A 26,349-nucleotide genomic window follows, 5' to 3' on the forward strand; every position below is an offset into this window, starting at 1 on the left:
CAAACCAGGTTGTTGTCATTTTACTACATTGAAGGCTGAAAGGGAGCCTGTCGAGTATCGTCGGCTGTCGTTGTCCATTCTCGTGATCACGATCGGGACTGCAAGGGGTGACGTGAAGAATGCCGAGCGATTGTTGCGAATACGTTGTCGCGGGTACGCGGACATGGGCTGGGGCGCTAGGGTATGCCGCGCTACGCCATGCGGGCGCGGCCCCTCATTTCGACGCCTGACGGCCAGGCGTCGCATGCTCTCTGCGGCAGCGTCGTGGTGACCGCCCCGTCACGCCAATGTCCGCCGGCTGGCTTTCACTGACAGCCATTCCAGTGCTACCTATATAGTGGCAATACCCTGCTGAGCGAAATCTTCGCTCATCGGCCCAGCGCAGACCCTGTACCGGCCCCGTGTACCGGGCCCGTTGACCGCTGCCATGCGCTGATGACCTATGCTCAAGTCCGGCTGGAATGCCGGATTGCCACGACCACATGCCTGATGGCTGTCGATGTCATTCGGCGCAAGCCGCATGCTGACATGGCGGGTGGCAGGGCATGTCTCGAGGCTGTCGCAGAGGCGACCTGTCGAGCCGCCCTGACGAGGCGTCAGTCTCAACATTGCTGGTCAGCGCTGAAATGCTGGGGTAGGGTAGGCGCATTTTTCGGCTGGGACAAAACCCAGCGCGACGAGTCATTCGCCGGCGCAATCAGCGCCGGCCAGGAGATGCGAGCAACCATGGGCAAGTCACTGGTGATCGTCGAGTCGCCCGCCAAGGCCAAGACCATCAACAAGTATCTCGGCAACGACTTCGTGGTGAAGTCGAGTGTCGGGCACATCCGCGACCTGCCGACCAGCGGTAGCGGCAAGCAGGCCACCGACCCCAAGGAACGTGCCCGTCAGGCGGCGGAGACTCGCAAGATGTCGCCCGAGGTCAAGGCGGCTCACAAGGCGCAGAAGGCCAAGACCCAGTTGATCCGCCGCATGGGGGTCGACCCGGAAAATGGCTGGGAGGCGCATTACGAGATCCTGCCCGGCAAGGAAAAGGTCGTTTCCGAGCTGACGCGTCTGGCCGAGAAAGCCGACACCATCTATCTCGCGACGGATCTGGACCGCGAAGGTGAGGCGATTGCCTGGCACCTGCGCGAGACCATCGGTGGCGACGATTCGCGTTACAAGCGCGTGGTGTTCAACGAGATCACCAAGAAGGCGATTACGGCGGCCTTCGATGAGCCGGGCGAGCTGAAGATGGATCGCGTGCATGCCCAGCAGGCACGCCGCTATCTGGATCGCGTCGTCGGCTTCATGGTCTCGCCGCTGCTGTGGGCCAAGGTCGCTCGTGGCCTGTCCGCTGGTCGTGTGCAGTCGGTTGCCGTGCGTCTGATCGTCGAGCGTGAGCGCGAGATCCGCGCCTTCATCCCCGAAGAGTTCTGGGATGTCCACGCTGAGCTGGCCGCCGCCAGTGGTGAAGCGATCCGTTTCGAGCTGGCGCGTCAGGATGGCAAGGCCTTCCGTCCGACCAGCGAGAAGGAGACGATGGATCGCATCGCGGCGCTGCGCACGGCCAAGCTCGCGATCACCAATCGTGAAGACAAGCCGACGCGCTCCAAGCCGAACGCGCCGTTCATCACCTCGACCCTGCAGCAGGCGGCCAGTGGTCGTCTCGGCTTCTCGGTCAAGAAGACCATGATGATGGCCCAGCGTCTCTACGAGGCGGGTTACATCACCTACATGCGTACCGACTCGACTAATCTGTCGGCGGACGCGGTGGCCACGGCGCGCGACTTCATCAGCGAAGAATACGGCAGCAACTACCTGCCGGAAGCGGCCAACGTCTACTCCAGCAAGGAAGGCGCCCAGGAAGCGCACGAAGCGATTCGTCCTTCCGAAGTGTCGCGCCGCGCCACAGATCTCGCCGGCATGGAGCGTGACGCCGAGCGTCTGTATGAGCTGATCTGGCGTCAGTTCGTGGCCTGTCAGATGCTGCCGGCCGAATACCTGTCCTCCACGCTGACCATCGAAGTGGATGGCTACGAGCTGCGCGCCAAGGGTCGTGTGCTCAAGTTCGACGGCTACACGCGTGTCATGAAGCCGATGGGCAAGAAGGAAGAGGACCAGTCGCTGCCGGACCTCGCCATCGGCGAGAAGCTGGACCTGGTCGAGCTGCAGCCGCTGCAGCACTTCACCAAGCCCACGGCGCGTTACACCGAGGCCAGCCTGGTCAAGGAGCTGGAGAAGCGCGGTATCGGTCGTCCGTCCACCTATGCCGCCATCATCTCCACCATCCAGGACCGTGGCTACGTGGCGCTGGAAAACCGTCGCTTCTATGCCGAGAAGCTGGGCGACATCGTCACCGATCGCCTCAGCGAGTCCTTCAAGGACCTGATGGACTTCGGCTTCACGGCGCGCATGGAAGACTATCTCGATGAGGTGGCCAACGGCGGGCGCAACTGGCGCGAGCTGCTGGACACCTTCTACGCCGAGTTCAAGGCCGAGCTGGACCACGCCCAGTCCGAAGAGGGCATGCGTCCCAACCAGCCGGTGCCGACGGACATCGCCTGCCCGACCTGTGGGCGTGAGATGCAGATCCGTACCGCCTCGACCGGGGTCTTCCTGGGCTGTTCCGGCTACAACCTGCCGCCCAAGGAGCGCTGCAAGACCACCATCGATCTGCTGCCGGGCGATGAAGCCGTGGCGGCCGATGCCGGTGAAGATGCCGAGACGGATGCGCTGCGCGCCAAGCGTCGCTGCCCGATCTGCGCCACCGCGATGGACAGCTACCTGATCGATGAGCAGCGCAAGCTGCACGTCTGCGGCAATAGCCCGGACTGTGTCGGTCATGAGGTCGAGGAAGGTCAGTTCCGCATCAAGGGCTACGATGGCCCGGTGATCGAGTGCGACAAGTGCGGCTCCGACATGCAGCTCAAGACCGGGCGTTTCGGCAAGTACTTCGGCTGCACCAACGAGAATTGCAAGAACACCCGCAAGCTGCTCAAGTCCGGTGAAGTGGCGCCGCCGAAGATGGACCCGATTCCGATGCCGGAGCTTGCCTGCGTCAAGGTCGAGGACCACTACGTGCTGCGCGATGGCGCCAGTGGCCTGTTCCTGGCGGCCAGCCAATTCCCCAAGAATCGCGAGACGCGTCCGCCGCTGGTCAAGGAGCTCAAGGCGCATGCCGACGAGCTGCCGGAGAAGTATCACTTCATTCTCGAAGCCCCGGATCAGGACCCGGACGGACGTCCGGCGCAGATTCGCTTCTCGCGCAAGGTCAAGGCTCAGTACGTCATGACCGATGAGGAAGGCAAGGCGACCGGTTGGAAGGCGACCTACGACAACGGCCGCTGGGTCGTCGAGGACAAGCGCAAGGGAGCCAAGAGCTGATGAGCCAGCGTGCCCGTACCAATCAGCTGCTGTATCAGGCCGAGTTGCTGCTGGCCCAGTCAGCAGCCTCTGGCGACGATGAGCATGCCGTGGCGCGTCGCATGGCCGGTGAAGAGGGCGCGCTCGCTCTGCTGGAGCTGGCGCTGGCGTCATTGCTGGAAGAGTGTGCCGTGACGGCGCGCTGGCCGCAGAGTAGCTGGCGCGAGCGCCTGGCGTCGCCGCCGACGCCCATCGCAGAGGTCGAGCAGCTGCGCAGCCTGTTGGAGCGCTCCGACAGCTGGTTGTCTGAGCTGGTCGCGGATGTGACCCGCCTGCATGAAGAGGGCGGCGTCGCTCGCCGCGAGGAATCGCGTTCGCGTGGTGATGGTCTGATCATCGCGGCAGCCTCGAGCGCCTCGCTGGCCGAGCGTCTCAGCGCCGCCATCACGGCATTCAAGGCGCTGCTGCCGCAGCTGCGCGAGTCGAGTGTCGAGTGGTAGGTCAAGGCGTTGATCTGGTGCTGCACGCTGGTGATGACTGGCGCATGGCAAGCGGGTGACGTTTCGCCTTCACGGGTGCTAGACTGATCGCATTGTGGCAAGCCCTGCATTCTCCGGTACGACCATGGCTCTGGCTGTGGTCGTACTTTTTTCTGCGTCGCTGATGGCAACGCGGTGCCGGGCTTGCCAGCCGTCGCGCTGACGATTACAACGACGCCGGTATCTCGCGAGATGCCGTGCAGGAGGAATGACGTGTCCGATCCCGCCGTACTTGAAATTGTGCAAATGGAAGATGGTGAAGTGATTCTGCGCGCCGCGGAAAGCGAAGGTGAGCCGCTGCTCAGCATTCGCATTTCGGACGAGGCCGCTGATCTGCTGCGTGACAATCGTTTCGAGGTCGCGCGTGAGATGATCGACCACGCCATCACCCGGACTCGCCTCTGGGATGGCGAAGAAGACGAGGACGAGCAGTCAGAAGGCATCGTGCATTGATTCATCGCTCGCGCTTCGCGCACAAAAAAACCCGCCTCGAGGCGGGTTTTTTTGTGCAATGCGTGCGGCTTTTCTGCTGCTCAGAACTCTGCGAGAAAAGCGCTGCTGGTCAAGGCCTCAGTGCAGGCCACCATCGCGGATGACGCCCACCCCGAGACCCTCGATCTCCAGGCTGTCCGTGCGCAGGTCGACCTTGATCGGCGAGAAGTCCTCGTTCTCGGCTTCCAGCCACACGTAATGCCCGTCACGGCGGAAGCGCTTGACGGTGACCTCATCCCCCAGACGTGCCACCACGATCTGCCCGTCACGCACGCTGCTGGTGCGGTGCACGGCCAGCAGGTCGCCTTCCAGAATCCCCACGTCCTTCATCGACACGCCGCGCACACGCAGCAGGTAGTCGGCAGCCGGCGAGAAGTAGTCGCTCGGCAGCGGGCAGTGACGGTCGATATGCTCGCTGGCAAGAATCGGGCTGCCGGCGGCCACTTCCCCGATCACCGGCAGACCATCGTTGGCGCTGTCGTCGACGTCAGCCAGCGACGGCACGCGAATGCCGCGTGAGGTGCCCGGCACCATCTCGATGGCGCCCTTGCGCTTGAGGGCGCGCAGATGCTCCTCGGCGGCATTCGGCGAGCGGAAGCCCAGCGCCTGGGCGATTTCGGCCCGCGTCGGCGGGTAGCCAGAGGACTTGATGGTCTTGATGATGAAGTCGAAGACATCCTGCTGGCGCGGAGTAAGCGGCTGGGTCATGGCATTGCCTTTGGCCTGGGGGGCATCTTGAGCTGACGGCACGGGGTGTGCATCCATACAACTGTCATTGTATCCAGTCATGGCGGTCATGCAAGGCATCGTGGCTTGCGTGGTGGCCTCATAGGGCAGGTAGTCGCCGGGTTATCGCTGTCTGGCGACTTTTCCTGCCGATATCCGAGGCATTCTTTCTTGAAGGGAATGTCTGGAAGTGAATGTCTGGAAGTGAATTTCTGGAGATGAATGTCTGGAGATGAACCCTGCCTGGCTCTGGCGGGGTGGTCAGTCACCGAGCATGACGAGTCCTTGAATCAGCACGGTCAGCGTTGAGGGAATATCAGGCTTGGCTAAACCTCTGGCGTTTGAAACGCGAGAGAATTGTCAGTCATGGCATGGCGCGCTAGAATCAAAGTGTTTCAAACGAATGTTCGCCGATGGTAGTGCTCACGGGTGTCATGATCGAACGCGCCTTGCGGTGAACCTGCACCACCTCATGAGAGAGTCGCCGCGCGGGGCTTGCGCCGTGACCTACGACTCCAGTCCTTTTCTACCTGACAAGGGTTCCGCCCATGGCCCAGACCGATACCGTTACCCGCATCCTCGATACTGCCGAGGTGCTGTTCGCCGAGCGCGGCTTCGCCGAGACCTCACTGCGCAACATCACCAGCAAGGCCAAGGTCAATCTGGCGGCGGTGAACTACCACTTCGGCTCCAAGAAATCGCTGATCCAGGCGGTCTTCGCGCGCTATCTCGACCCGTTCAGTGAGCGTTTCCACGCGGCACTCGACAGCGTCGAGCAGCAATACGCCGGGCGTCAGGTGCCGCTGGAGGTCCTGCTGGAGGTGATGGCGCGTACCGTGCTGGAGGTGCCGGCCGAGCGCAACAGCCTGCGTACCTTCATGCGCCTGCTCGGGCTGGCCTATACCCAGGGTCAGGGCCACATGCGGCGCTATATCCGCGAGCACTACGGCACGGTCTTCAGCCGCTTCGCCGAGCTTCTGAAGCTGGCGACGCCTGATCTGCCGGACAACGAGCGCTTCTGGCGTCTGCACTTCATGCTCGGCAGCGTGATCTTCACCTTCTCGGGCCTGGATGCGCTGCGCGATATCGAGGAGGCCGAGTACGGCCATCACACCACGGTGCGTGAGCTGATCCAGCACATGCGGCCGGTGGTGGTCGCGGCGATGGCAGCGCCGCTGCCTGCCTCGCTCGGGGATGGTGAGGCGGTCACCCAGGCGGCCAGCTGATGGCCTGCTGGGTAGCGGTGGACCTCTCGCGCCAGAGCCTTGAGATACGCAATGACGCGCCGAGTGGCAGTCGTGATGCGCCGCCCCCCGCGGCCAGCTCTGATGCGCTGGTGCACGCCTGCGCGATCTCCAGCGGCCTCAACGGTATCGGCGAGCTCGACGGCAGCGGTTGCACGCCAACCGGCTGGCATGTGATTCGTGCCGCCATCGGGGCGGGCAATCCGCGTGGCGCCGTCTATCGCGGCCGGCGCTTCACGGGCGAGGTGTTCACGCCCGAGCTTGCCTTGGAGCATCCTGAGCGAGACTGGATCCTGACGCGCATTCTGTGGCTCAGCGGCCGCGAGCTCGGCGTCAATCGTGGTCGCAATGCCCGCGGCGAGCGGGTCGATAGCCTGCGTCGCTACATCTATTTTCATGGCACGCCCAGCACGGAGCCCATGGGGGTAGCGGCGTCCCACGGCTGCATTCGCTTGCGTGATGACGACCTGCTGCGACTCTTTGCCGAGGCTGTGCCCGGCACTCCGGTGCTGCTGCATGCCTGAAGGCGTTGGTGTCCGAGTCTGATACCCTCCATGAGCTGTCACCGGAATCTACGTGACAGCCCCTTGCCGGGGCGCAGCTGGCCGCGACTGTTCGATAGGGGTTCAGTCGGCTAGAATTGCGCCTTTCCTCGCGCTGGCAGCCTGATTCATCACGTTTCTTCCAGGCTGCCGAGCCCCGTAAAAGACATGAAGTCCTGGCGGTCGTGATTCCTCTCTTCACGGGACATCACTGCCGCAGGCCATGGACAGGAAGGATGACATGACACAGCCACTGGGCTCCGTAATGGTCGATGTTGCGGGGCTGACCCTCGCCCGCGACGAACGTGAACTGCTGGCACGCCCTGCCGTCGGGGGCGTCATCCTGTTTGCGCGCAATTGCGCCTCTCCCGAGCAGGTGCTGGAGCTGAGCCGCGAGATTCGCAGCGTCAATCCGCACCTGCTGATCGCCATCGATCAGGAAGGCGGGCGCGTCCAGCGTCTGCGCGAGGGCGTGACACGCCTGCCATCGATGCGCAGCCTGGCACAGTGCTGTCTCGGGCGTGACTGTGATGGCTGCGGCGAAGACGCCCAGGCCGCAGGCTTGGGTCTGGCACGCGATGCCGGCTGGCTGCTGGGCATGGAAATGGCAGCCATCGGTTGTGATATCACCTTTGCGCCGGTACTGGATATCGATGTGGCGGGCTCGACCATCATTGGCGATCGCAGCTTCGGCGCCACGCCGGAAGACGTCATCGCGGTGGGCGGCGCCTTCATCGACGGGCTGCAGGAGGCGGGCATGTCCGCCGTCGGCAAGCATTACCCGGGGCATGGTGGCATCTCGGCAGATACCCATCTGGAGCGCGTGGTCGACCCGCGGCCATTCCGCGAGCTGCGCGAGCATGACCTCAAGCCCTTCGCGGCCCTCGCCGAGCGTCTGGGCGGCGTGATGCCGGCGCATGTGATCTATCCGGATTTCGATGCTCGTCCCGCGGGCTTCTCGCCCAGCTGGTTGGGTCTGCTGCGCGAAGAGTTCGGCTTCAAGGGCGCCATCTTCTCCGATGACCTCGGCATGGCGGCGGCCGTCGCGGAAGGCGGCCCGGCAGAGCGTGCGCGCCTGGCGCTGGACGCCGGCTGCGACATGGCGCTGGTCTGCAATGACCCGGCCGCCGCGCGCGAAGTGCTCGACAGCCTCGATGACGATGAGCAGCGCCACCGTGGCAAGCGCCAGGCGCGTCTGCGCTATGCGCGAGCTCGCCCGACGCTGGATGGCCTGGTGGGGCTGGCGCGCTGGCGGCGCACCCACGCGCGGCTCGAATCGATGGCGGCCAGTCAGGCATCACAGCAGGCTGCCATGCCCTCGGGCACGCTAGGCGCTGCCGAGGCGTCTGACGCATCTGACGCACGGTCGGCCTCTGAGCCCGGTAGCGCGCAATAACCAGGCACGCGGTGCCTTTTTCGAGTCGAAGACTGGCAAGGAATTCCCATGGCTGAGCAATCCGCCACCGAGGCTGCTGCCGACAAACTGGCAGCGCCTGCCGAAGAGATGATCAATCAATGGGTCGAGCCGCTGCGCCAATGGGTCGAGCAGACCTTTGGTCTGCCGCTGTGGGGCATCAATCTCGCTCTGCTGCTGCTGGCGGTGCTGTTGCTGCACCTCATCGAGCGAGTGGTGCTCACCCGCCTGGCGGCGCATGCCGAGAAGAGCCGCAACCTGTGGGATGACGCCCTGGTGCATGGCCTGCGTCATCCCTTGTCATTCTGGCTCTACAGCATGGGGGGGGTGCTGGCGCTCGGCATCATCGCCGGCCAGTTCAGCCTTGGCGGGGCCGAGAAGTACCTGGGCACGGCGCGCCAGATCGTGACCCTGCTGGCGCTGGCCTGGGCGTTGATTCGCATGGTCAAGCGCTTCGAGGCGCTGCGCACCATGCCGCCGCCCGGCACCAACGTCAACGCGATGGATGCCACCACGGCCTCGGCGATCAGCAAGCTGTTGCGGGCGGTCGTGGTCGTGCTGGTGGGGCTGGCCATCCTGCAGAATCTCGGCGTCTCGTTGTCCGGGGTGCTGGCCTTCGGGGGTGTCGGCGGTATCGCGGTCGGCTTTGCGGCGCGGGATCTGCTGGCCAACTTCTTCGGTGCCCTGATGATCCATCTCGACCGGCCCTTCAAGGTCGGCGACTGGATCCGCTCACCGGACCGCGAGATCGAGGGCACCGTCGAGGATATCGGTTGGCGCCTGACGCGTATCCGCACCTTCGACATGCGGCCCCTCTACGTGCCGAACGCCATCTTCACCAGCATCTCGGTGGAGAATCCGTCGCGCATGTACAATCGCCGCATCTTCGAGACCGTGGGGCTGCGCTATGAGGATGCCGCCCAGGTCGGCCCCATCGTTGCCGCGGTACGCGAGATGCTGGAAGGCCATGACGAGATCGACCAGACGCGCACCCAGATCGTGAACTTCACCACCTACGGTGAGCATTCGCTGAACTTCTTCGTCTATGTCTTCACACGCACCACCGACTGGGTGAAGTACCACGCGATCAAGCAGGATGTCCTGCTCAAGATGCACGACATCATCCGTGAGCATGATGCCCAGGTGGCTCTGCCGGGGCAGCGTCTGCACTTTGCCGATGTACTGTCCTTCGAAGGACGCCACCATGAACACGACGCCGAGGCTGAGAATGCCGCGGCGTCATCAGACACGCAGACGCGCGGGTCCCGCCGCCGTTCTGATTCAACCGCCGCTGCTACATCCTCCTCTGCGCCCGTCCGGCGTGGAGATGAGGCCAGTGACACCCAGGAAACTCCCGATGCTGACTCCGACGCCTGAGACCCTCACCGCCCTGCATGACGAAATGCGTGAGGTGATGGACAATGCCGATTGCCTGATCCCGCAAGCTGACCTTGAAGTGGCACTCGACCGCATGGCCGTTGAGCTGACGGAACGCCTCGGCGATCGCATGCCGATCTTCTATTGCGTGATGAACGGCGGCCTGATCACCGCTGGCCAGCTGTTGACCCGCCTCGACTTCCCGCTGGAAGTCGATTATCTGCACGCCACTCGCTACCGTGGCGCGATGCGCGGCGGCGAGCTGTTCTGGCGCGTCAACCCGGAGCTGCCGATGGCCGGTCGCGACGTGGTGATCGTCGATGACATCCTCGATGAGGGTGGCACCCTGGCCGCGATCCTCGAGTACTGCCGTGAAGCCGGCGCGCGCAGCGTGTCCAGCTGTGTGCTGGTCGACAAGAAGCATGACCGCAAGGCCTACCCGGGCTTCAAGGCCGATTTCTGTGGTCTCGACGTCGAAGACCGCTTCCTGTTCGGCTTCGGCATGGACTACAAGGGCTACTGGCGTAACGCGCCGGGCATCTACGCGCCCAAGGGCCTGTAAGATTTGCTGGATGGCAGCCGCCATCCCGCGATATGACACTCGTTCACCACCCGCCCGGGCAACCGCGGCGGGTGGTGTCGTTTTCGGGGCCTTTTCTGTTCTCCTGGCGCAGAGCGTGACGATTGTGCTTGTCGTCGTCGGTCGGCTCGGAGTAGCGTTCGCTGAGGATCGGAGTGCCCGGTCCCGAGAGATTCCTGCACATGGGTGGCAAGGAGGCGGGCGATGCTGGCGGTGATCGGTGGAACGGGGTTCGGCAGTTGGTCAGGCATGGAAGTGCTCAGGCGCGGCGGGCAGGAAACGCCCCTGGGGGCGGCCTCCTGTGGTGTCGTGGAGGGGCGCTTGAATGGGCAGTCGCTGCTGTTTCTGGCCCGTCATGGTCAACCGCACAAGGTGCCGCCGCATCGCATCAACTATCGCGCCAACCTGTGGGCGCTCAAGCAGGCGGGCGCGACCCATGTGGTGGGAGTCAACTGCGTGTCCGGCATCGACCCGACGCTGGCCCCGGGCACGCTGGTGGTGCCGGACCAGCTGATCGATTACACCACCGGCCGCGAGGGTTCGTTCTTCGATGGGCGTTTCAAGCCGTTCCAGCATGTGTCGTTCGCCTGGCCGTATCATCGGGTCTGGCGTGAGGAGCTGCATGCGGCGGCCGCCGAGGCGGGGTTGCCCCTCACGGCCGGTGGGGTGCTGGGCGTGGTGCAGGGGCCGCGGCTGGAGACTGCCGCCGAGATCCGCCTGATGGCGCGTGATGGCAATACGCTGGTCGGCATGACGGGCATGCCCGAGGCCGTGCTGGCCCGTGAGCTCGAGATGGAATACGCCAGCCTGTGTCTGGTGATCAGCCATGCCGCGGGCGTCGGCGAAGAGGAGCCGACCCGCGCAGGCACGGAATCCGTGATCGAGGCCGGCATGCCCAGGGTGCAGCGCTTGCTGGCGACGCTGTTGGCACGCCGTGCCTGAGCTGCCTGATCTCAGGAGGAGAGATGGTGCAGGCGGTGGTTGTAGGTAGGCGGTGGTGTGGGGAGGGCGTGTAGAGGGCGTAGAGCGTGTAGAGGGTATGCCCGCACGAAAAACGGCCTGCATCCGCGATGCAGGCCGTTTTCATTTTTCGTTCAAGCTCTAGCTCATGCTCAAGTTCATGCCCAAGTTCGAGCCCAGGCGCCTGGCAGTGCAGGGCGCGTCAGGCCGCCTTGGTCTTGGCGTTGAGCAGGTCCAGCAAGGTCTCGCAGAAGCTGAAGCGCGCCTCGGCGTCATCCATATCAGTGGCGAAGCGCAGCGTGTCGGCGCCTTCCAGCTTGTAGACATCCGACTGGCGCTGGATCAGGTTGACCAGCGTCAGTGGATCGACCGGCGTCTGGGCGCCGAAGATGATGCGACCACGTTTGGCGCCGGCCTCCAGCTTGATGATGCCCAATGCCTGGGCGCGCTGGCGCAGCTGGGTCTGGCGGAACAGCGTCTTGACCGGTTCCGGCAGCAGGCCGAAGCGGTCGATCATCTCGACCTGCAGTTCGCGCAGGTCGCTTGCGTTCTCGGCGTTGCTGATGCGCTTGTACATCATCAGGCGCTGCTGGACATCATGCAGATAATCGGCCGGAATCAGTGCCGGCAGATTGAGGCTGACCTCGACGCCTTCATCCAGCGGTGACTCGATATTGGGCGTCTTGCCCGCCTTGATGGCCTTCACGGCGCGATCCAGCATCTCCATGTACAGCGAGTAGCCGATGGTTTCCATCTGGCCGGACTGCTCGTCACCCAACAGCTCACCCGCGCCGCGGATCTCCATGTCATGGGAGGCCAGCGTGAAGCCGGCACCGAGGTCCTGGGATTCGCTGATCGCTTCCAGGCGCTTGACCGCATCGCGGGTCATTGCCTTGGGGTGCGGGGTCAGCAGGTAGGCGTAGGCCTGGTGATGCGAGCGCCCGACGCGGCCACGCAGCTGGTGCAGCTGGGCCAGGCCGAACTTGTCGGCGCGCTCGATGATGATGGTGTTGGCGCTCGGGATGTCGATGCCGGTCTCGATGATGGTCGAGCACACCAGCACGTTGAAGCGCTTGTGATAGAAGTCCGACATGCGTCGCTCCAGGCTGCGCTCCGGCAGCTGGCCGTGGGCGACACCGACATTGGCCTCCGGCACCAGCTCCGCGATGCGCGCGGCGCTCTCCTCGATGGTCTTGACCTCATTGTGCAGCACGTAGACCTGCCCGCCGCGCAGCAGCTCGCGCAGGATGGCTTCCTTGACCACGCCGTCGTTGCGCTGCTGGACGAAGGTCTTCACCGACAGGCGGCGCGCCGGCGGCGTGGCGATGATGGACAGGTCGCGGATGCCGCTCATCGCCATGTTCAGCGTGCGCGGAATCGGCGTGGCAGTCAGGGTCAGGATGTCGACCTCGGCGCGCAGGCTCTTGAGACGCTCCTTCTGGGAGACGCCGAAGCGGTGCTCCTCATCGATGATCAGCAGCCCCATGTTGGGCAGCTCCAGCGATTTGGAGAGCAGCTTGTGAGTGCCGATCACGATATCGGCCTGACCGTTCCTGATGCGCTCGAGCGAGGCTTCCTGGCCCTTGCCGCTGGTGAAGCGCGACAGCAGGGCGATCTCCACCGCGGTGTCGGCGAAGCGATCGCGGAAGTTGTCGTAGTGCTGCTGGGCGAGCAGGGTGGTGGGCACCAGCACCACCACCTGACGGCCGGAATTGACGGCGAGGAAGGCGGCGCGCATCGCGACTTCCGTCTTGCCGAAGCCGACATCGCCACATACCACGCGGTCCATCGGCTGGGGCGCGCACATGTCCTGGATCACCGCGCCGATGGTCTGCGCCTGGTCCGGCGTTTCCTCGAAGGGGAAGCTGGCCGCGAAGCGTGCGTAGTCCTCGGCGGGGAAGTCGCAGGCATGGCCGACACGCGCCTCGCGGCGTGCATAGACGTCCAAGAGCTCGGCGGCGGTATCGCGGATCTTCTCGGCCGCCTTGCGCTTGGCCTTCTCCCACTGCTCGGAGCCCAGCTTGTGCAGCGGCGCCAGCTCGTCACTGGCCCCGGAATAGCGCGAGATCAGGTGCAGGCTGTCCACCGGTACGTAGAGCTTGGCGCCATCGGCGTATTCGAGCGCGAGGAACTCGGCCTCCTGACCCCCGGCGTTGATGGTCTCCAGCCCCAGATAGCGGCCGACACCGTGGGTGTGGTGCACCACCGGCGCGCCTTCACGCAACTCCGAGAGGTGGCGCACGGCCAGCTCGTTGTCATCGGTGGCGCGCGCCTGGCGGCGGCTCTGACGTACCACTTCGCCGTAGAGCTCGGTCTCGGTGATGACCACCAGCCCCTTGTGGCTGTCGGTGTCATCGCTGGACAGGGCATCTTCTGCCTGCGCGCTGGCCACCCAGGTGCCATGCGTCAGGCCACCGACGGTCAGGCCGACGACGGCGGGGCTATCCACGAAGTGCTCGAAGCTTGCGAAGTCATCCAGGCTACGCAGCCCGAAGCCGCGCAGCAGCGGGTTGAGCTGCTCCTCGACGACTTCGCGGCGGCCCTGGGTCTCGGCGACGAAAAGCACGCGCTGGGCATGCTCGCCTTTCAGGCGCTGCTTGAGGAAGCTGGCCAGGGCCTGGGTCGGGTCGGCGCTGCGCGCATCGATGGCCAGGCTCGGCAGGGTCTGGTGGCCGAACTCGATGGCGTGGGCATTGGGCTCACGTACCAGCTCGATGCGCTCATGCTGTTTGATCAGGCCCAGCAGCTCATTGACCGGCACGAAGGCGCGGTGTGGTGGCAGCAGCGGGCGTGTCGGGTCGACGCCCAGATTGGCGTAGCGGGTGGTGATGGCGTCCCAGTGGCTCTCGGCCGCTTCGCGCACGCCGGGCAGCATGGCGATGCGCAGCTCGTCGCCCATGTGATCAAAGAGCGTCGCGGTCTCGTCGAAGAACAGCGGCAGGTACTGCTCGAGTCCCGGTGAGGGGATGCCCTTGATGGCGTCGTTGTAGAGAATGCACTGGCGCGGGTCGACATCGAACAGCGTCTCGAAGCCCTCGCGGAAGCAGGCGATGGCGCCGCGCGTCAGCGGGTATTCATGCGCAGGCAGAATCTCGATCGCCTCGACCTTGTCGCCACTGCGCTGGGTGTCAGGGTCGAAGGCACGCAGGGTGTCGATCTCGTCATCGAACAGGTCGATGCGCAGCGGTTGCTCGCTGCCCATGGGGAACAGGTCGATCAATGCGCCGCGCAGGGCGTATTCGCCCGGCTCGTAGACCGTCTCCACCGCGCGGTAACCGGCTCGCGACAGGCGTGAGCGGAAGTCCTCGCGATTGAGGATGTCGCCCTTGGCGAGACTGAAGACCTGGCCTGCGATGTAATCCACCGGCGCGAGGCGCTGCATCAGGGTGTTGACCGGCACCGGCACGATGGCGCGGCGGCTGGTCTGCAGGGTGCGCAGGGTGCGCAGACGCTCCGAAACGATGTCCTGGTGCGGCGAGAAGCTGTCGTAGGGCAGCGTTTCCCAATCGGGGAAGGGCAGCAGGCGCTCGGGATGGCGCGTATAGAAGCGCAGGTCGGCTTCCAGGCGCTGGGCGCTGGCGGTGTCCGGCGTGATGACCATCAGCGGCGCTTCATCGGCATCGGCCAGGCGCGCCAGCGCCAGCGCCGCGGCGCTGGGGTCATTGAGCATCCAGAAGGTGGTTTCGCGGCGCGAGCGCGGCAACGGGGGCGTCAGCGGAGTCTCGAACATGGGCTCTGGTGTCTTGTGTCCTGGGCTTGGGCGCAACGCCTTGCGGCGTTCACGGCACGGGATGACGTCACGGGCAGGGCCCGAGTGAATAAGGTGCTGGGTCAGTCGCTCACGGTGAGCGGCCCACGCATGCAGATGACGCTGAGCGACTCATGGGCGCAAGGCAGTCTCTCGGGTGCACGGCACGCTCAAAAGCGCGCGGCATACTCCGGAGAGCGACAAGGCAGGCGCGCTTCAACGCAAGCTGTCGCAGCGCAAGGGGCTGCAACGTCAGTCGCCGCCATGAAAGGAGTCGCGCTTGATCATAGCAAGTCAGTCGCTATATGGGGGCAAGTGATGCGCTTTTCAGCACCGTGGACACAGATGGCCGAGCGTGGGATGGGGGAAACGCTTTTGTAGTCAAATCGTTGATTCTGTAGCACTACTACCCTGCGTGCGACCATCCTTTCATTGTGGTGCATAGCCGCGTTACGCATACTCAGCTGGCCTTGTCCGGCGTCGCCAAGCGCTCGGTGACGACCATCATTATTTGCCCGCACGTGAGAGGATGCACCCGTGAGCCAAGAGAATCTCGAAGCCTGTTTCAAGCAGTGGCAGGACAATGAAGCCCTCGCGGAGCAGATGATCCCGCTGTTGGGAGATCTCTACCGCCGCTTCAACGTCGTGCCCTCCATCTACGGGCGTTCGCTGATCAATCGCTCGATGGTGCGCATCCTCAAGAACCACCGTTGGGTGCGCAAGGCCGAAGGCGTCGAGCTGTCAGTGGAAGACACCTTCCCGCTGGTGCGCGCGATGATCGAGCTCAACCTGGGCCCGGCCCACGTCGACATCGGCAAGCTGGCGGTCGCCTTCAAGCGCTCTGACGAGACGGACATCACCGCCTTCCTCAAGCGTGAGCTGGCTGACATCGTCGGTGGCTACGTCGAAGGCGGCATGGGCGGCGACCCGAAGGATGTCGTCCTGTATGGCTTCGGGCGTATCGGTCGCCTGTTGGCGCGCATCATGATCGAGAAGGCTGGCGGCGGTAACCTGCTGCGTCTGCGCGCCATCGTGGTGCGTGGCAGCAAGGATGACCTGGAAAAGCGGGCCAGCCTGCTGCGTCGCGACTCGGTGCACGGTCCCTTCGAGGGCAGCATCACCGTCGATGAGGAAAACTCGGCGCTGATCGTCAACGGCAACTACATCAAGATCATCTACGCCAATTCGCCCACCGAGATCGACTACACCGCGCACGGCATCGACAACGCCATCGTGGTCGACAACACCGGCAAGTGGCGCGACGAAGCGGGCCTGGGTCAGCACCTGGAGTGCAAGGGCGTGGCCAAGGTGCTGCTGACGGCGCCGGGCAAGGGTGATCTGAAGAACATCGTCTACGGCGTCAACCACACCGACATCAGCGATGATGACCGCATCATCTCCGCGGCCTCCTGTACCACCAACGCCATCGTGCCGGTGCTGAAGGTGCTGCACGACGAGTACGGTGTCAGCCAGGGGCACGTCGAGACGGTGCACTCCTATACCAATGACCAGAACCTGATCGACAACTTCCACAGTGGTGACCGTCGTGGCCGTGCCGCGGCCCTCAACATGGTGTTGACCGAGACCGGGGCCGCCAAGGCCGTCGCCAAGGCGCTGCCGGAGCTTTCCGGCAAGCTGACCGGCAACGCGATCCGTGTGCCGACGCCCAATGTCTCGATGGCGATCCTCAACCTGACGCTGAACACCGCCAGCGACGCCGAGCGCATGAACGACTTCCTGCGCACCGCCTCGCTGCATTCCTCGCTGCAGAAGCAGATCGACTACGTCGATTCCTGTGAAGTGGTGTCCTCGGACTTCGTCGGCAATCGTCATTCCGGCATCGTCGATGGCCAGGCGACCATCGTCACCGACAAGCAGGCCGTCGTGTACGTGTGGTACGACAACGAGTTCGGTTACAGCTGTCAGGTGGTGCGTATTCTGCAGCACATGTCCAACGTGCGTTTCAGCTACTTCCCGACGCGCTGAGTCAATGCGCCGCGTCTGTGGCGTGAGTTGCGAAAAATTGAAATAAATACCTGCTGTTACAACGCCCCCGCCCTCAATGATGGCGGGGGCGTTGGCGTTTTCGGCGTGTGCACCACTTTAGTGTCGTATGGTCTTTCCGGCCTCGCATCTTTATAATGAGCCGGATTTTTTTGGGCCGGTCCAATCTCTGGGCTACACCTCCAACCGTCTGATAAGAAAAGCATTCACATTGCCTGATACGCGAAAATCGCGAGGTTGCCTGGTCAATTGTCGGCCTCGAGGCGTATCTACGATGGGTGATCTTTCCTGAACAACATCAGATCCGACAATTGGGCGAGTCTATGATCGAAGTCAAACGTGGCCTGGATCTCCCCATCGCCGGGGCGCCGGAGCAGCGTATCGAGGATGCGCAGCCCGTTCGTCGCGTAGCGATCCTGGGTGTTGACTACGTCGGCATGAAGCCGACGATGGAAGTCCGTGAAGGGGACACGGTGAAGCAGGGGCAACTCCTGTTCACTGACAAGAAGACCCCGGGCGTCCGTTACACCGCGCCTGCTGCCGGTACTGTGGTCGAGATCAATCGTGGCGAGAAGCGCAAGCTTCTGTCCGTGGTCATCGAGATCGACGCGCAGGGCGAAGCTGTGGAATTCACTGCACATGGCGATGCCGCCATTGCAGGTCTCGAACGTCAGGTCGTGGTCGACCAGCTGGTCGAGTCCGGCCTGTGGACGGCGCTGCGTACCCGCCCGTTCTCGCGTGTGCCGGCGCTGGATGCCAAGCCGGCAGCCATCTTCGTCACCGCCATCGATACCCATCCGCTGTCCGCGGATCCGGCCGTGGTGCTCAAGGGCCAGGAAGCCGCTTTCCGTCAGGGGCTCGTCGCACTGACGCGTCTGACCGAAGGCAAGGTGTTCCTGTGTCAGGCGCCGGGTGCTGATATCCCGGGTGGCGACGTCTCCGGTGTGGTCAGCGAGTCCTTCAAGGGCCCGCACCCGGCGGGTCTGCCGGGCACGCACATCCATCACCTCGCACCGGTCAGCCTGCAGCGTCAGGTCTGGCATGTCGGTTATCAGGATGTGGTCGCCATCGGTACGCTGCTGGCGGAAGGTCGCCTGGACACCACGCGTGTCATCGCCGTTGGTGGCCCGCGTGCCACCAAGCCGCGTCTGCTGCGCACCCGTCTGGGCGCCAGCACCGAAGAGCTGCTCAAGGGCGAAGTCGAGCAGCCGGAAGACACGCGTGTCATCTCCGGTTCCGTGTTCTCCGGCCTGACCTGTGAAGGGGCGCTGCGTTTCGTCAGCCGCTACCACAATCAGGTGAGCCTGCTCGAGGAAGGCAACAAGCGCGCCTTTATGGGCTGGCTGTCGATGGGCGCCAAGCGTCACTCGGTGCTGGGTATCTACCTGTCGAAGCTGACCGGTCTGACCGACTACCGCCCGAACACCTCCACCAACGGCTCCGAGCGTGCCATGGTGCCGGTGGGCGCGTACGAGGCGGTCATGCCGCTGGACATTCTGCCGACGCAGCTGCTGCGTTCGCTGATCGTGGGTGATATCGAGACCGGCATGCAGCTTGGCTGCCTGGAGCTTGATGAAGAGGACCTCGCGCTGTGCACCTACGTGTGCCCGGGCAAGTACGAGTACGGTCCCATCCTGCGTGACAACCTCACCACGATCGAGAAAGAGGTCTGATGATGGGCATTCGACAGACTCTGGATAACCTGGAGCCGCACTTCCACAAAGGTGGCAAGTACGAGAAGTTCTACGCGCTCTACGAAGCCGTGGACACCATTTTCTATGCGCCGGCGAGCGTCACGCGCAGCACCACCCACGTGCGTGATGGCATCGACCTGAAGCGCATCATGATCACGGTCTGGATGTGTACCTTCCCGGCCATGTTCTTTGGCATGTACAACGCCGGTCTGCAGGCCAACGAGGCCATCGCTGGCGGTTACAGCGCACTGGGCGGCTGGCGTGAAGCCATCGTCATGCTGCTGGCGGGTAGCCACGATGCCGGCAGCGTGTGGGCCAACTTCATCCTGGGGGCCACCTACTTCCTGCCTATCTATCTGGTGACCTTCGCGGTCGGCGGGTTCTGGGAAGTGCTGTTCGCGATGCGTCGCGGCCACGAGGTCAACGAAGGCTTCTTCGTCACCTCGGTACTGTTCGCCCTGACACTGCCGGCGACCATTCCGCTGTGGCAGGTCGCGCTTGGTATCACCTTCGGTGTGGTGATCGGCAAGGAAGTCTTCGGCGGTACCGGAAAGAACTTCCTCAACCCGGCACTGTCCGGCCGTGCCTTCCTGTACTTCGCCTACCCGGCCAGCATTTCCGGCGACGCGGTATGGGTGCCGGCAGACGGCTTCACCGGTGCGACCGCGCTCTCCACTGCCGCGCAGGATGGCATGGGTGCCCTGATGCAGCAGATGAGCTGGACCGACGCCTTCCTCGGCTTCATTCCGGGCTCGGTGGGTGAGGTCTCCACACTGGCGATCTTCCTCGGTGCCGCAGTGCTGCTGTGGACGCGTATCGCCTCGTGGCGAATCATGCTGGGCGTCCTGCTGGGCATGATCGCGACCTCGGCGCTGTTCAATGCCATCGGCAGCGACACCAATGCCATGTTCGAGATGCCGTGGTACTGGCACATGGTCATCGGCGGCTTCGCCTTCGGTATGGTCTTCATGGCCACCGACCCGGTCTCCGCGTCCATGACCAACAAGGGCAAGCTGGTATTCGGTGCACTGATCGGCGTGATGACCGTGCTGATCCGTGTCGCCAACCCGGCCTTCCCGGAGGGCATCATGCTGGCGATCCTGTTCGCCAACCTGTTCGCTCCGCTGATCGACCACTTCGTCGTGCAGGCCAACATCAAGCGCCGCGTCAAGCGCGAGACTGCCGGCATCGCGAACGAGGAGACCGTCTGACATGGCCAGCAACAACTCCATCAAGAAAACCCTCGGCGTCGCGCTCGGGCTGTGCATCGTCTGCTCGGTGGTGGTTTCCACCGCAGCGGTCGTGCTGCGTCCGATGCAGATGACCAATGCCGAGCTGGACCGCAAGAGCAACATCCTCGCGGTCGCCGAGCTGCTGCAGCCGGGTGAGGACATCGGTCAGCAGTTCCGTGACAAGGTCACCGCCAAGGTGGTGGACCTGGATTCCGGTGAATACGTCGACGACATCGACCCGGAGAAGTACGACCAGGCCAAGATGTCCAAGGACCCGGCCACCTCACGCACCCTGTCTGGCGACGAAGACCTGCCGGGCATCAAGCGTCGTGAGCAGTACTCCGTGGTCTATCTGGTCGGCGATGTCGAGCAGCCGGACGAGATCATCGTCCCGGTGCGCGGCAACGGCCTGTGGTCAATGATGTACGGCTACCTGGCACTGAAGGGTGACGGCAACACCGTGGTCGGTCTCTCCTTCTACCAGCAGGGCGAAACTCCGGGGCTTGGCGGCGAAGTCGACAACCCGAAGTGGAAGGCCCAGTGGGATGGCAAGAAGATCTATCCCGAAGGCAGCATGGACCCGGAAGTGCACCTGAAGAAGGGCGGCGTGAATCCGTCTTCTCCGGATGCCAAGTACCAGGTCGATGCGCTGTCAGGGGCTACCCTGACCAGCAACGGCGTGACCAACCTGTTGCAGTTCTGGATGGGTGAGAATGGCTTCGCCAAGTACCTGACCCAGTTCCGTGACGTCAAAGGAGCGTAATGATGGCAGCCGAAACTCCTAAAGGTGTCCTGACGACGCCGATCTTCAAGAACAACCCCATCGCGCTGCAGATCCTCGGTATCTGCTCCGCGCTGGCGGTGACCAACTCGATGAACACCGCCCTGATCATGGGTATCGCGGTGTGCCTGGTGACAGCGTTTTCCAGCATGTTCATCTCGTTGATCCGCAATCACATCCCGTCGTCCATCCGCATCATCGTGCAGATGACGATCATTGCCTCGCTGGTCATCGTGGTCGACCAGTCGCTGAAGGCCTTCGCCTTCGAGACGTCCAAGCAGCTGTCGGTCTTCGTCGGTCTGATCATCACCAACTGCATCGTGATGGGTCGCGCTGAAGCCTACGCCATGCAGAATGGCCCGACGATGAGCTTCATCGACGGTATCGGCAACGGTCTCGGTTACACCGTGATCCTGCTGGTGGTCGGCTTCGTGCGTGAGCTGTTCGGTTCCGGCTCCCTGTTCGGCGTGACCATCCTGCAGACCGTCAACGACGGTGGCTGGTACATCCCGAACGGCCTGATGCTGCTGCCGCCGTCCGCGTTCTTCGTCATCGGTCTGTTCATCTGGGTGCTGCGCAGCATCTACCCGGAGCAGGTCGAGAAGGCGGAGTACAAGATTACCGCCAACACCAAGATCAAGGAGGCTGTGTAACATGTTCGAACACTATCTGAGCCTGTTCATCAAGGCCGTGTTCGTCGAGAACATGGCACTGGCCTTCTTCCTGGGCATGTGTACCTTCCTGGCGGTGTCCAAGAAGATCCAGTCCGCGATCGGTCTGGGCGTGGCCGTCATCGTCGTGCTGGCGGTGACCGTCCCGGTCAACAACCTGATCCTGAACTACCTGCTGCGTGAAGGCGCACTGACCTGGACGGGTCTGGAAGGTGCGGAAAGCATCGACCTGTCCTTCCTGGGGTATCTGTCCTACATCGGCGTCATCGCGGCGATCGTCCAGATCCTCGAGATGTTCCTCGACAAGTTCGTGCCGGCGCTCTACAACGCGCTGGGCGTGTTCCTGCCGCTGATCACGGTCAACTGCGCCATCCTCGGTGCGGCCCTGTTCATGGTGCAGCGTGACTACACCTTCGGTGAGTCCGTCATCTATGGCGTGGGTGCCGGCTTCGGTTGGGCACTGGCCATCGCTGCACTGGCCGGTATCCGCGAGAAGCTCAAGTACTCTGACGTGCCGGCTGGCCTGCAGGGTCTGGGCATCACCTTCATCACCGTTGGCCTGATGTCGCTGGGCTTCATGTCCTTCTCCGGCGTCCAGCTGTAACGCAACCGAGCATAAGGAAATCGAAATGGTAGATACCTCCATCATCGTGCTCGGCGTCGTCATGTTCACCGTGGTCGTTATCGGCCTGGTGCTCGTGATTCTCGCGGCACGCAGCAAGCTGGTCTCGAGTGGTGACGTCCAGATCGAGATCAACAACGACCCCGCCAACACCCTGACGACCCAGGCCGGCGGCAAGCTGCTGCAGACCCTGGCCGCCAACGGCATCTTCCTGTCCTCCGCCTGTGGTGGCGGTGGCTCCTGTGCCCAGTGCAAGTGCCGGATCTCGGAAGGCGGCGGTTCCATCCTGCCGACCGAAGAATCCCACTTCACCATGGGTGAGAAGAAGGAAGGCTGGCGCCTGTCATGCCAGGTCCCGGTCAAGCAGGACATGAAGATCGAAGTGCCGGAAGAGATCTTCGGCGTGAAGAAGTGGGAAACCACCGTCACCGCCAACCCGAACGTCGCGACCTTCATCAAGGAGCTGAACCTGCAGCTGCCGGAAGGCGAGGAAGTCAACTTCCGCGCCGGTGGTTACGTGCAGCTGGAAGCGCCGGCCTACGACATCAAGTTCTCCGACTTCGACATCGAAGAAGAGTATCGTGGTGACTGGGAGAAGTTCGGTCTGTTCAACGTTCAGCACAAGAACGAAGAGCCGGTCATCCGCGCTTACTCCATGGCGAACTATCCGGAAGAGTACGGCATCCTGAAGTTCAACATCCGTATCGCCACTCCGCCGCCGAATTCCCAGCATCCGCCGGGTCTGATGTCCACCTACGTCTTCTCTCTGAAGCCGGGTGACAAGGTGACCGTGATGGGGCCGTTCGGTGAGTTCTTCGCCAAGGACACCGACGCCGAGATGGTCTTCATCGGTGGTGGTGCCGGCATGGCGCCGATGCGCAGCCATATCTTCGATCAGCTCAAGCGTCTGAATTCCAAGCGCAAGATGTCGTTCTGGTACGGTGCACGCTCCATGCGTGAGTCGTTCTACAACGAGGAATACGACAAGCTGGCCGAAGAGAACGAGAACTTCGAATGGCACCTGGCGCTGTCCGATCCGCAGCCTGAGGACAACTGGGAAGGCCCGACGGGCTTCATCCACAATGTCCTGTACGAAAACTACCTCAAGGACCATCCGGCGCCTGAGGATTGCGAGTACTACATGTGCGGGCCGCCCATGATGAACGCCGCCGTCGTCAAGATGCTCACCGACATGGGTGTAGAGCCGGAGAACATCCTGCTCGATGACTTCGGTGGTTGATCGATGATGTCACGCGTCGCAAGACGACTGGCAGGGCCGGCCCTCATGGGGCTGGCCCTGCTGGTTGCAGGCTGTGAAAATTCCAGCAACCCTGAGTTGCATCGCTTCGCCGGCCCCATCTTCGGCACCGGGTTCCATGTCACGGTAGCTGCGGACCTGGATGCCGATGAGGTGGCGTCGCTCAAGCAGGCGAGCCTCGAGGCGCTCGACAAGGTCGACTGGCAGATGTCGACCTACAAGGACGCCTCGGAGCTCTCGAAGCTCAATCAGGCGCCGCTGGATACGCCGATCACGCTGTCGGATGGCCTGGCACAGGTGCTGGCCGAGTCGCAGGATATCGGCAAGCGCTCCGACGGGGCCTTCGATATCACCGTCGGCCCGGCCGTCAATCTGTGGGGCTTCGGTCCGGATGAGCGTCTCGACAAGGCGCCGAGCGATGAACAGATCGCGCGGGCGCTCGAGAAGGTCGATCATCTGGCGCTGGAGCTCGATGGCAATACGGTGATCAAGCGCAAGCCGGTGTATGCCGACCTGTCGGGGATCGCCAAGGGTTATGGGGTGGACCGAGTCGCCGATGTGCTCGAGGCCAATGGCATCGAGAACTATCTGGTCGAAGTCGGTGGCGAGATCCGCGTCAAGGGTGAGAAGCCCGGCCACAAGCCGTGGCGTATCGCCATCGAAGCGCCGAAGTCCTTCGAGCGCTCGGTGCAGCGGATCATCGATCCCGGCAATGCCGCGGTTGCCACCTCCGGTGATTACCGCAACTATTTCGAGCAGGACGGCGTACGTTACTCGCACACGATCGATCCACGTACCGGTCGACCGATCCAGCACAGTCTGGCTTCGGTCACCGTGATCACGCCGGATTGCGCGAGTGCGGACGCCTGGGCCACGGCACTCAACGTGCTGGGCGCCGAGAAGGCAATGACGATCGCAATTCGCGAGAACATTGCCGCCTATTTCATTGTCAAAACGGATGATGGCTTCAAACAGTCCTGGAGTCCGGCATTTGCGCCCTACCTGAAGGACGCGCCGGCGACAGGCGACATGAAGCCCGCAGATGAAGCCGGCGCCTGAGCCCGGTCTATCGAGAGCCGGTCTGCCGAGAGCCGGTCTGCCGAGAGGCAGCCGGCCGGGCTTTCTCATCTGCCATCTGTCGAGACACGCCTCCGACAAGGTCGGGTGCTCGGATTGCATGGCATCTTCTGGATGCTGTCCTGAATGATCCACAGGATCCACAGGATCCACAGGATCGACAGGGGGCAAGCTGCGCTGGAGCCGACCCGTGCGAGAGGTTCACAATGGGGCCATGCCCCGGGAGGAATGACATGACGATCTGGTTACTGGTGTTCGCCGCGATGTTGCTGCTGATTGGCGTGATGGCCGTCGGTGTCCTGATGGGCCGCAAGCCGATCGCCGGCTCCTGCGGTGGTCTCAACAACCTCGGGCTCAAGGATGGCTGTGACATCTGTGGCGGCAAGGACGAGGAGTGCGAGAAGGAGCAGGATCGCCAGCGTCTGATGGCAGAGAGTGGCGGCAAGCCGGCCAGCGATCTGGCCTACGACGCCGCACGTCGCTGATTTCTGCTCTGATGGCTCAGAGCCCGCCGGCCGCAAGGCCTGCTACCGGCCCTGACATGGCAGTGTCACCGCGAGGTGAGACCGTACGTGTCAGGGCCGGTCTACGAACAATCAAGGAGCAAAGCGAGTCTCATGGCAGTCTATAACTACGATGTCGTCGTGATCGGTACCGGTCCGGCAGGGGAAAGCGCGGCAGTCAACGCGGCCAAGCATGGCAAGCGTGTCGCCGTGATCGAGGCTCAATCTTCCGTGGGCGGCAACTGCACCCACAAGGGCACCATCCCTTCCAAGGCGCTGCGCCACGCGGTCAAGCAGATCATCGAGTTCAACACCAATCGCATGTTCCGCGATATCGGCGAGCCGCGCTGGTTCTCCTTCCCCAAGGTGCTGGAGCGTTCACGTCGCACCATCGAGCAGCAGGTCGAGATGCGTACGCGCTTCTACGCCCGCAATCGCATCGATGTGTTCTTCGGTACCGCGCGCTTCAAGGACGAGCACACCGTCGTGGTGCGCGATGCCCATGAAGGGGTCGAGGAGCTGCACGCGGAGAAGGTCGTGATCGCCACCGGCTCGCGTCCCTACCGCCCGGCGGACGTCAACTTCCGCCACCCGCGCATCTACTGCTCCGATACCATCCTGGGGCTGTCACACACGCCGCGCACGCTGATCATCTACGGCGCCGGTGTCATCGGCTCCGAGTATGCCTCGATCTTCTCCGGCCTTGGCGTCAAGGTCGACCTGATCGATACGCGTGATCGTCTGCTCTCCTTCCTGGATAACGAGATTTCCGACGCGCTGTCCTATCACCTGCGCAACAACGGCGTGCTGGTGCGTCACAACGAGGAATACGATCGCATCGAGGGCGATGAGTCCGGTGTGGTCGTGCACCTCAAATCCGGCAAGAAGCTGCGTGCAGACGCCTTCCTGTGGGCCAACGGCCGCACCGGCAACACCGACAGCCTTGGTCTCGAGAATGTCGGGCTGCAGGCCAACGGCCGCGGTCAGCTGACCGTCGATGATCAATACCGCACCGAGCTGGACCACGTCTATGCGGTGGGTGATGTGATCGGCTGGCCGAGCCTGGCATCCGCCGCCTACGATCAGGGCCGCTTCGCCTCGGCCAACCTGCTGGGTGAAGAGTTCAAATTCGTCAATGAGGTGCCGACCGGCATCTATACCATCCCCGAGATCAGCTCGGTGGGGCGTGGCGAGTCCGAACTGACCGAGGCGCGCATCCCCTACGAAGTGGGGCAGGCGTTCTTCAAGGACACCGCCCGCGCCCAGATCACCGGCGATACCGTCGGCATGCTCAAGATCCTGTTCCATCGCGATACGCTGGAAATCCTCGGCATCCACTGCTTCGGTGACCAGGCGTCCGAGATCGTGCACATCGGTCAGGCCATCATGCAGCAGAAGGGGGAGGCGAATACGCTCAAGTACTTCGTCAACACCACCTTCAACTACCCGACCATGGCGGAAGCCTATCGGGTCGCGGCCATGAATGGACTCAACCGTCTGTTCTGAGCGGCGGGGGCCTTGCACCCGCTGACTTGAA

General features: G+C 63.3%; 21 protein-coding genes. 19 read left to right on the top strand and 2 right to left on the bottom strand.

Going from position 1 to position 26,349, the window contains the following annotated elements:
* The first annotated feature begins 726 nt into the window (after window positions 1-726).
* The 3 genes from topA to QD356_RS01365 all read left to right on the top strand — a co-directional run bounded on the left by topA (window position 727) and on the right by QD356_RS01365 (window position 4,340).
* Entirely contained in the window at window positions 727-3,369 is a 2,643-nt protein-coding gene (gene topA / locus QD356_RS01355; protein ID WP_107335351.1) for a type I DNA topoisomerase, read from the top strand.
* A complete protein-coding gene (locus QD356_RS01360) occupies window positions 3,369-3,848 on the top strand; it encodes a DUF6586 family protein (RefSeq protein WP_192838410.1) in 480 nt (159 codons plus the stop codon). Before topA ends, QD356_RS01360 begins: the two co-directional genes overlap by 1 nt.
* A 252-nt stretch (window positions 3,849-4,100) precedes the next feature.
* Window positions 4,101-4,340 carry a hypothetical protein gene (locus tag QD356_RS01365; RefSeq protein WP_052384340.1) on the top strand — a complete coding sequence of 80 codons (240 nt, stop codon included), beginning with the start codon at window positions 4,101-4,103 and terminating at the stop codon, window positions 4,338-4,340.
* A gap of 117 nt (window positions 4,341-4,457) precedes the next feature.
* Here QD356_RS01365 and lexA read toward each other — a convergent pair whose 3' ends face one another.
* Window positions 4,458-5,087 (bottom strand): transcriptional repressor LexA, encoded by a 630-nt coding sequence (gene lexA / locus QD356_RS01370; RefSeq protein ID WP_043332079.1) that lies wholly within the window; start codon window positions 5,085-5,087, stop codon window positions 4,458-4,460.
* Between the two features lie 566 nt (window positions 5,088-5,653).
* On the opposite strand from lexA, the gene QD356_RS01375 reads away from it, so the two are divergent.
* From QD356_RS01375 to QD356_RS01400, 6 genes are all read left to right on the top strand, one after another.
* Complete coding sequence (locus QD356_RS01375) at window positions 5,654-6,331, top strand: TetR/AcrR family transcriptional regulator (protein WP_043331928.1); 678 nt, start codon at window positions 5,654-5,656, stop codon at window positions 6,329-6,331.
* Window positions 6,331-6,873 carry a L,D-transpeptidase gene (locus QD356_RS01380; protein ID WP_192838411.1) on the top strand — a complete coding sequence of 181 codons (543 nt, stop codon included), beginning with the start codon at window positions 6,331-6,333 and terminating at the stop codon, window positions 6,871-6,873. Before QD356_RS01375 ends, QD356_RS01380 begins: the two co-directional genes overlap by 1 nt.
* A gap of 259 nt (window positions 6,874-7,132) precedes the next feature.
* Complete coding sequence (gene nagZ / locus QD356_RS01385) at window positions 7,133-8,287, top strand: beta-N-acetylhexosaminidase (RefSeq protein WP_192838412.1); 1,155 nt, start codon at window positions 7,133-7,135, stop codon at window positions 8,285-8,287.
* Between the two features lie 48 nt (window positions 8,288-8,335).
* Entirely contained in the window at window positions 8,336-9,682 is a 1,347-nt protein-coding gene (locus QD356_RS01390) for a mechanosensitive ion channel family protein (protein ID WP_225996469.1), read from the top strand.
* Complete coding sequence (locus QD356_RS01395; protein ID WP_043331927.1) at window positions 9,663-10,244, top strand: hypoxanthine-guanine phosphoribosyltransferase; 582 nt, start codon at window positions 9,663-9,665, stop codon at window positions 10,242-10,244. The genes QD356_RS01390 and QD356_RS01395 overlap by 20 nt, the downstream gene beginning before the upstream one ends.
* 222 nt (window positions 10,245-10,466) lie before the next feature.
* Window positions 10,467-11,204, top strand: a complete 738-nt coding sequence (locus QD356_RS01400; protein WP_192838413.1) for an S-methyl-5'-thioinosine phosphorylase — start codon at window positions 10,467-10,469, stop codon at window positions 11,202-11,204.
* A 220-nt stretch (window positions 11,205-11,424) separates the two neighbouring features.
* Here QD356_RS01400 and mfd read toward each other — a convergent pair whose 3' ends face one another.
* Entirely contained in the window at window positions 11,425-14,952 is a 3,528-nt protein-coding gene (gene mfd / locus QD356_RS01405) for a transcription-repair coupling factor (protein ID WP_192838414.1), read from the bottom strand.
* A 555-nt stretch (window positions 14,953-15,507) separates the two neighbouring features.
* Between mfd and QD356_RS01410 the strand changes: the two genes are divergently transcribed.
* The 10 genes from QD356_RS01410 (at window position 15,508) to sthA (ending at window position 26,318) form a co-directional block, all read left to right on the top strand.
* Window positions 15,508-16,956: a glyceraldehyde-3-phosphate dehydrogenase gene (locus QD356_RS01410; RefSeq protein ID WP_043331922.1), complete on the top strand. Its 1,449-nt coding sequence runs from the start codon at window positions 15,508-15,510 to the stop codon at window positions 16,954-16,956.
* Between the two features lie 341 nt (window positions 16,957-17,297).
* Window positions 17,298-18,647, top strand: a complete 1,350-nt coding sequence (locus QD356_RS01415) for a Na(+)-translocating NADH-quinone reductase subunit A (protein ID WP_192838415.1) — start codon at window positions 17,298-17,300, stop codon at window positions 18,645-18,647.
* A complete protein-coding gene (locus QD356_RS01420) occupies window positions 18,647-19,879 on the top strand; it encodes an NADH:ubiquinone reductase (Na(+)-transporting) subunit B (protein ID WP_043331920.1) in 1,233 nt (410 codons plus the stop codon). The genes QD356_RS01415 and QD356_RS01420 overlap by 1 nt, the downstream gene beginning before the upstream one ends.
* Before the next feature lies 1 nt (window position 19,880).
* Window positions 19,881-20,663, top strand: coding sequence for a Na(+)-translocating NADH-quinone reductase subunit C (locus tag QD356_RS01425; protein ID WP_043331918.1), 783 nt, complete (start codon window positions 19,881-19,883; stop codon window positions 20,661-20,663).
* A 2-nt stretch (window positions 20,664-20,665) separates the two neighbouring features.
* Window positions 20,666-21,334 carry an NADH:ubiquinone reductase (Na(+)-transporting) subunit D gene (locus QD356_RS01430; protein ID WP_043331917.1) on the top strand — a complete coding sequence of 223 codons (669 nt, stop codon included), beginning with the start codon at window positions 20,666-20,668 and terminating at the stop codon, window positions 21,332-21,334.
* Window position 21,335: 1 nt separating this feature from the next.
* Entirely contained in the window at window positions 21,336-21,956 is a 621-nt protein-coding gene (gene nqrE, locus QD356_RS01435) for an NADH:ubiquinone reductase (Na(+)-transporting) subunit E (RefSeq protein WP_043331916.1), read from the top strand.
* 25 nt (window positions 21,957-21,981) lie between these two features.
* A complete protein-coding gene (nqrF, locus tag QD356_RS01440) occupies window positions 21,982-23,214 on the top strand; it encodes an NADH:ubiquinone reductase (Na(+)-transporting) subunit F (RefSeq protein WP_043331915.1) in 1,233 nt (410 codons plus the stop codon).
* Window positions 23,215-23,217: 3 nt separating this feature from the next.
* Window positions 23,218-24,291, top strand: a complete 1,074-nt coding sequence (locus tag QD356_RS01445) for an FAD:protein FMN transferase (protein ID WP_225996470.1) — start codon at window positions 23,218-23,220, stop codon at window positions 24,289-24,291.
* A 251-nt stretch (window positions 24,292-24,542) separates the two neighbouring features.
* Window positions 24,543-24,794 carry a (Na+)-NQR maturation NqrM gene (gene nqrM / locus QD356_RS01450; RefSeq protein ID WP_043331913.1) on the top strand — a complete coding sequence of 84 codons (252 nt, stop codon included), beginning with the start codon at window positions 24,543-24,545 and terminating at the stop codon, window positions 24,792-24,794.
* Window positions 24,795-24,926: 132 nt separating this feature from the next.
* Window positions 24,927-26,318 (top strand): Si-specific NAD(P)(+) transhydrogenase, encoded by a 1,392-nt coding sequence (gene sthA / locus QD356_RS01455; RefSeq protein WP_043331912.1) that lies wholly within the window; start codon window positions 24,927-24,929, stop codon window positions 26,316-26,318.
* Window positions 26,319-26,349: the final 31 nt, after the last annotated feature.

Origin of the sequence: Cobetia sp. 2AS (assembly GCF_029846355.1) — a bacterium.
In the GTDB taxonomy this organism is placed as follows: Bacteria; Pseudomonadota; Gammaproteobacteria; order Pseudomonadales; family Halomonadaceae; genus Cobetia; species Cobetia amphilecti.

Bases quoted from the DNA above. Each gene is read 5' to 3' on its own strand.
- topA (WP_107335351.1), top strand. From the start codon at position 727: ATGGGCAAGTCACTGGTGATCGTCGAGTCGCCCGCCAAGGCCAAGACC.
- QD356_RS01360 (WP_192838410.1), top strand. From the start codon at position 3,369: ATGAGCCAGCGTGCCCGTACCAATCAGCTGCTGTATCAGGCCGAGTTG.
- lexA (WP_043332079.1), bottom strand. From the start codon at position 5,087: ATGACCCAGCCGCTTACTCCGCGCCAGCAGGATGTCTTCGACTTCATC.
- QD356_RS01375 (WP_043331928.1), top strand. From the start codon at position 5,654: ATGGCCCAGACCGATACCGTTACCCGCATCCTCGATACTGCCGAGGTG.
- QD356_RS01380 (WP_192838411.1), top strand. From the start codon at position 6,331: ATGGCCTGCTGGGTAGCGGTGGACCTCTCGCGCCAGAGCCTTGAGATA.
- nagZ (WP_192838412.1), top strand. From the start codon at position 7,133: ATGACACAGCCACTGGGCTCCGTAATGGTCGATGTTGCGGGGCTGACC.
- QD356_RS01390 (WP_225996469.1), top strand. From the start codon at position 8,336: ATGGCTGAGCAATCCGCCACCGAGGCTGCTGCCGACAAACTGGCAGCG.
- QD356_RS01395 (WP_043331927.1), top strand. From the start codon at position 9,663: ATGCTGACTCCGACGCCTGAGACCCTCACCGCCCTGCATGACGAAATG.
- QD356_RS01400 (WP_192838413.1), top strand. From the start codon at position 10,467: ATGCTGGCGGTGATCGGTGGAACGGGGTTCGGCAGTTGGTCAGGCATG.
- mfd (WP_192838414.1), bottom strand. From the start codon at position 14,952: ATGTTCGAGACTCCGCTGACGCCCCCGTTGCCGCGCTCGCGCCGCGAA.
- QD356_RS01415 (WP_192838415.1), top strand. From the start codon at position 17,298: ATGATCGAAGTCAAACGTGGCCTGGATCTCCCCATCGCCGGGGCGCCG.
- QD356_RS01420 (WP_043331920.1), top strand. From the start codon at position 18,647: ATGATGGGCATTCGACAGACTCTGGATAACCTGGAGCCGCACTTCCAC.
- QD356_RS01425 (WP_043331918.1), top strand. From the start codon at position 19,881: ATGGCCAGCAACAACTCCATCAAGAAAACCCTCGGCGTCGCGCTCGGG.
- QD356_RS01430 (WP_043331917.1), top strand. From the start codon at position 20,666: ATGGCAGCCGAAACTCCTAAAGGTGTCCTGACGACGCCGATCTTCAAG.
- nqrE (WP_043331916.1), top strand. From the start codon at position 21,336: ATGTTCGAACACTATCTGAGCCTGTTCATCAAGGCCGTGTTCGTCGAG.
- nqrF (WP_043331915.1), top strand. From the start codon at position 21,982: ATGGTAGATACCTCCATCATCGTGCTCGGCGTCGTCATGTTCACCGTG.
- QD356_RS01445 (WP_225996470.1), top strand. From the start codon at position 23,218: ATGATGTCACGCGTCGCAAGACGACTGGCAGGGCCGGCCCTCATGGGG.
- nqrM (WP_043331913.1), top strand. From the start codon at position 24,543: ATGACGATCTGGTTACTGGTGTTCGCCGCGATGTTGCTGCTGATTGGC.
- sthA (WP_043331912.1), top strand. From the start codon at position 24,927: ATGGCAGTCTATAACTACGATGTCGTCGTGATCGGTACCGGTCCGGCA.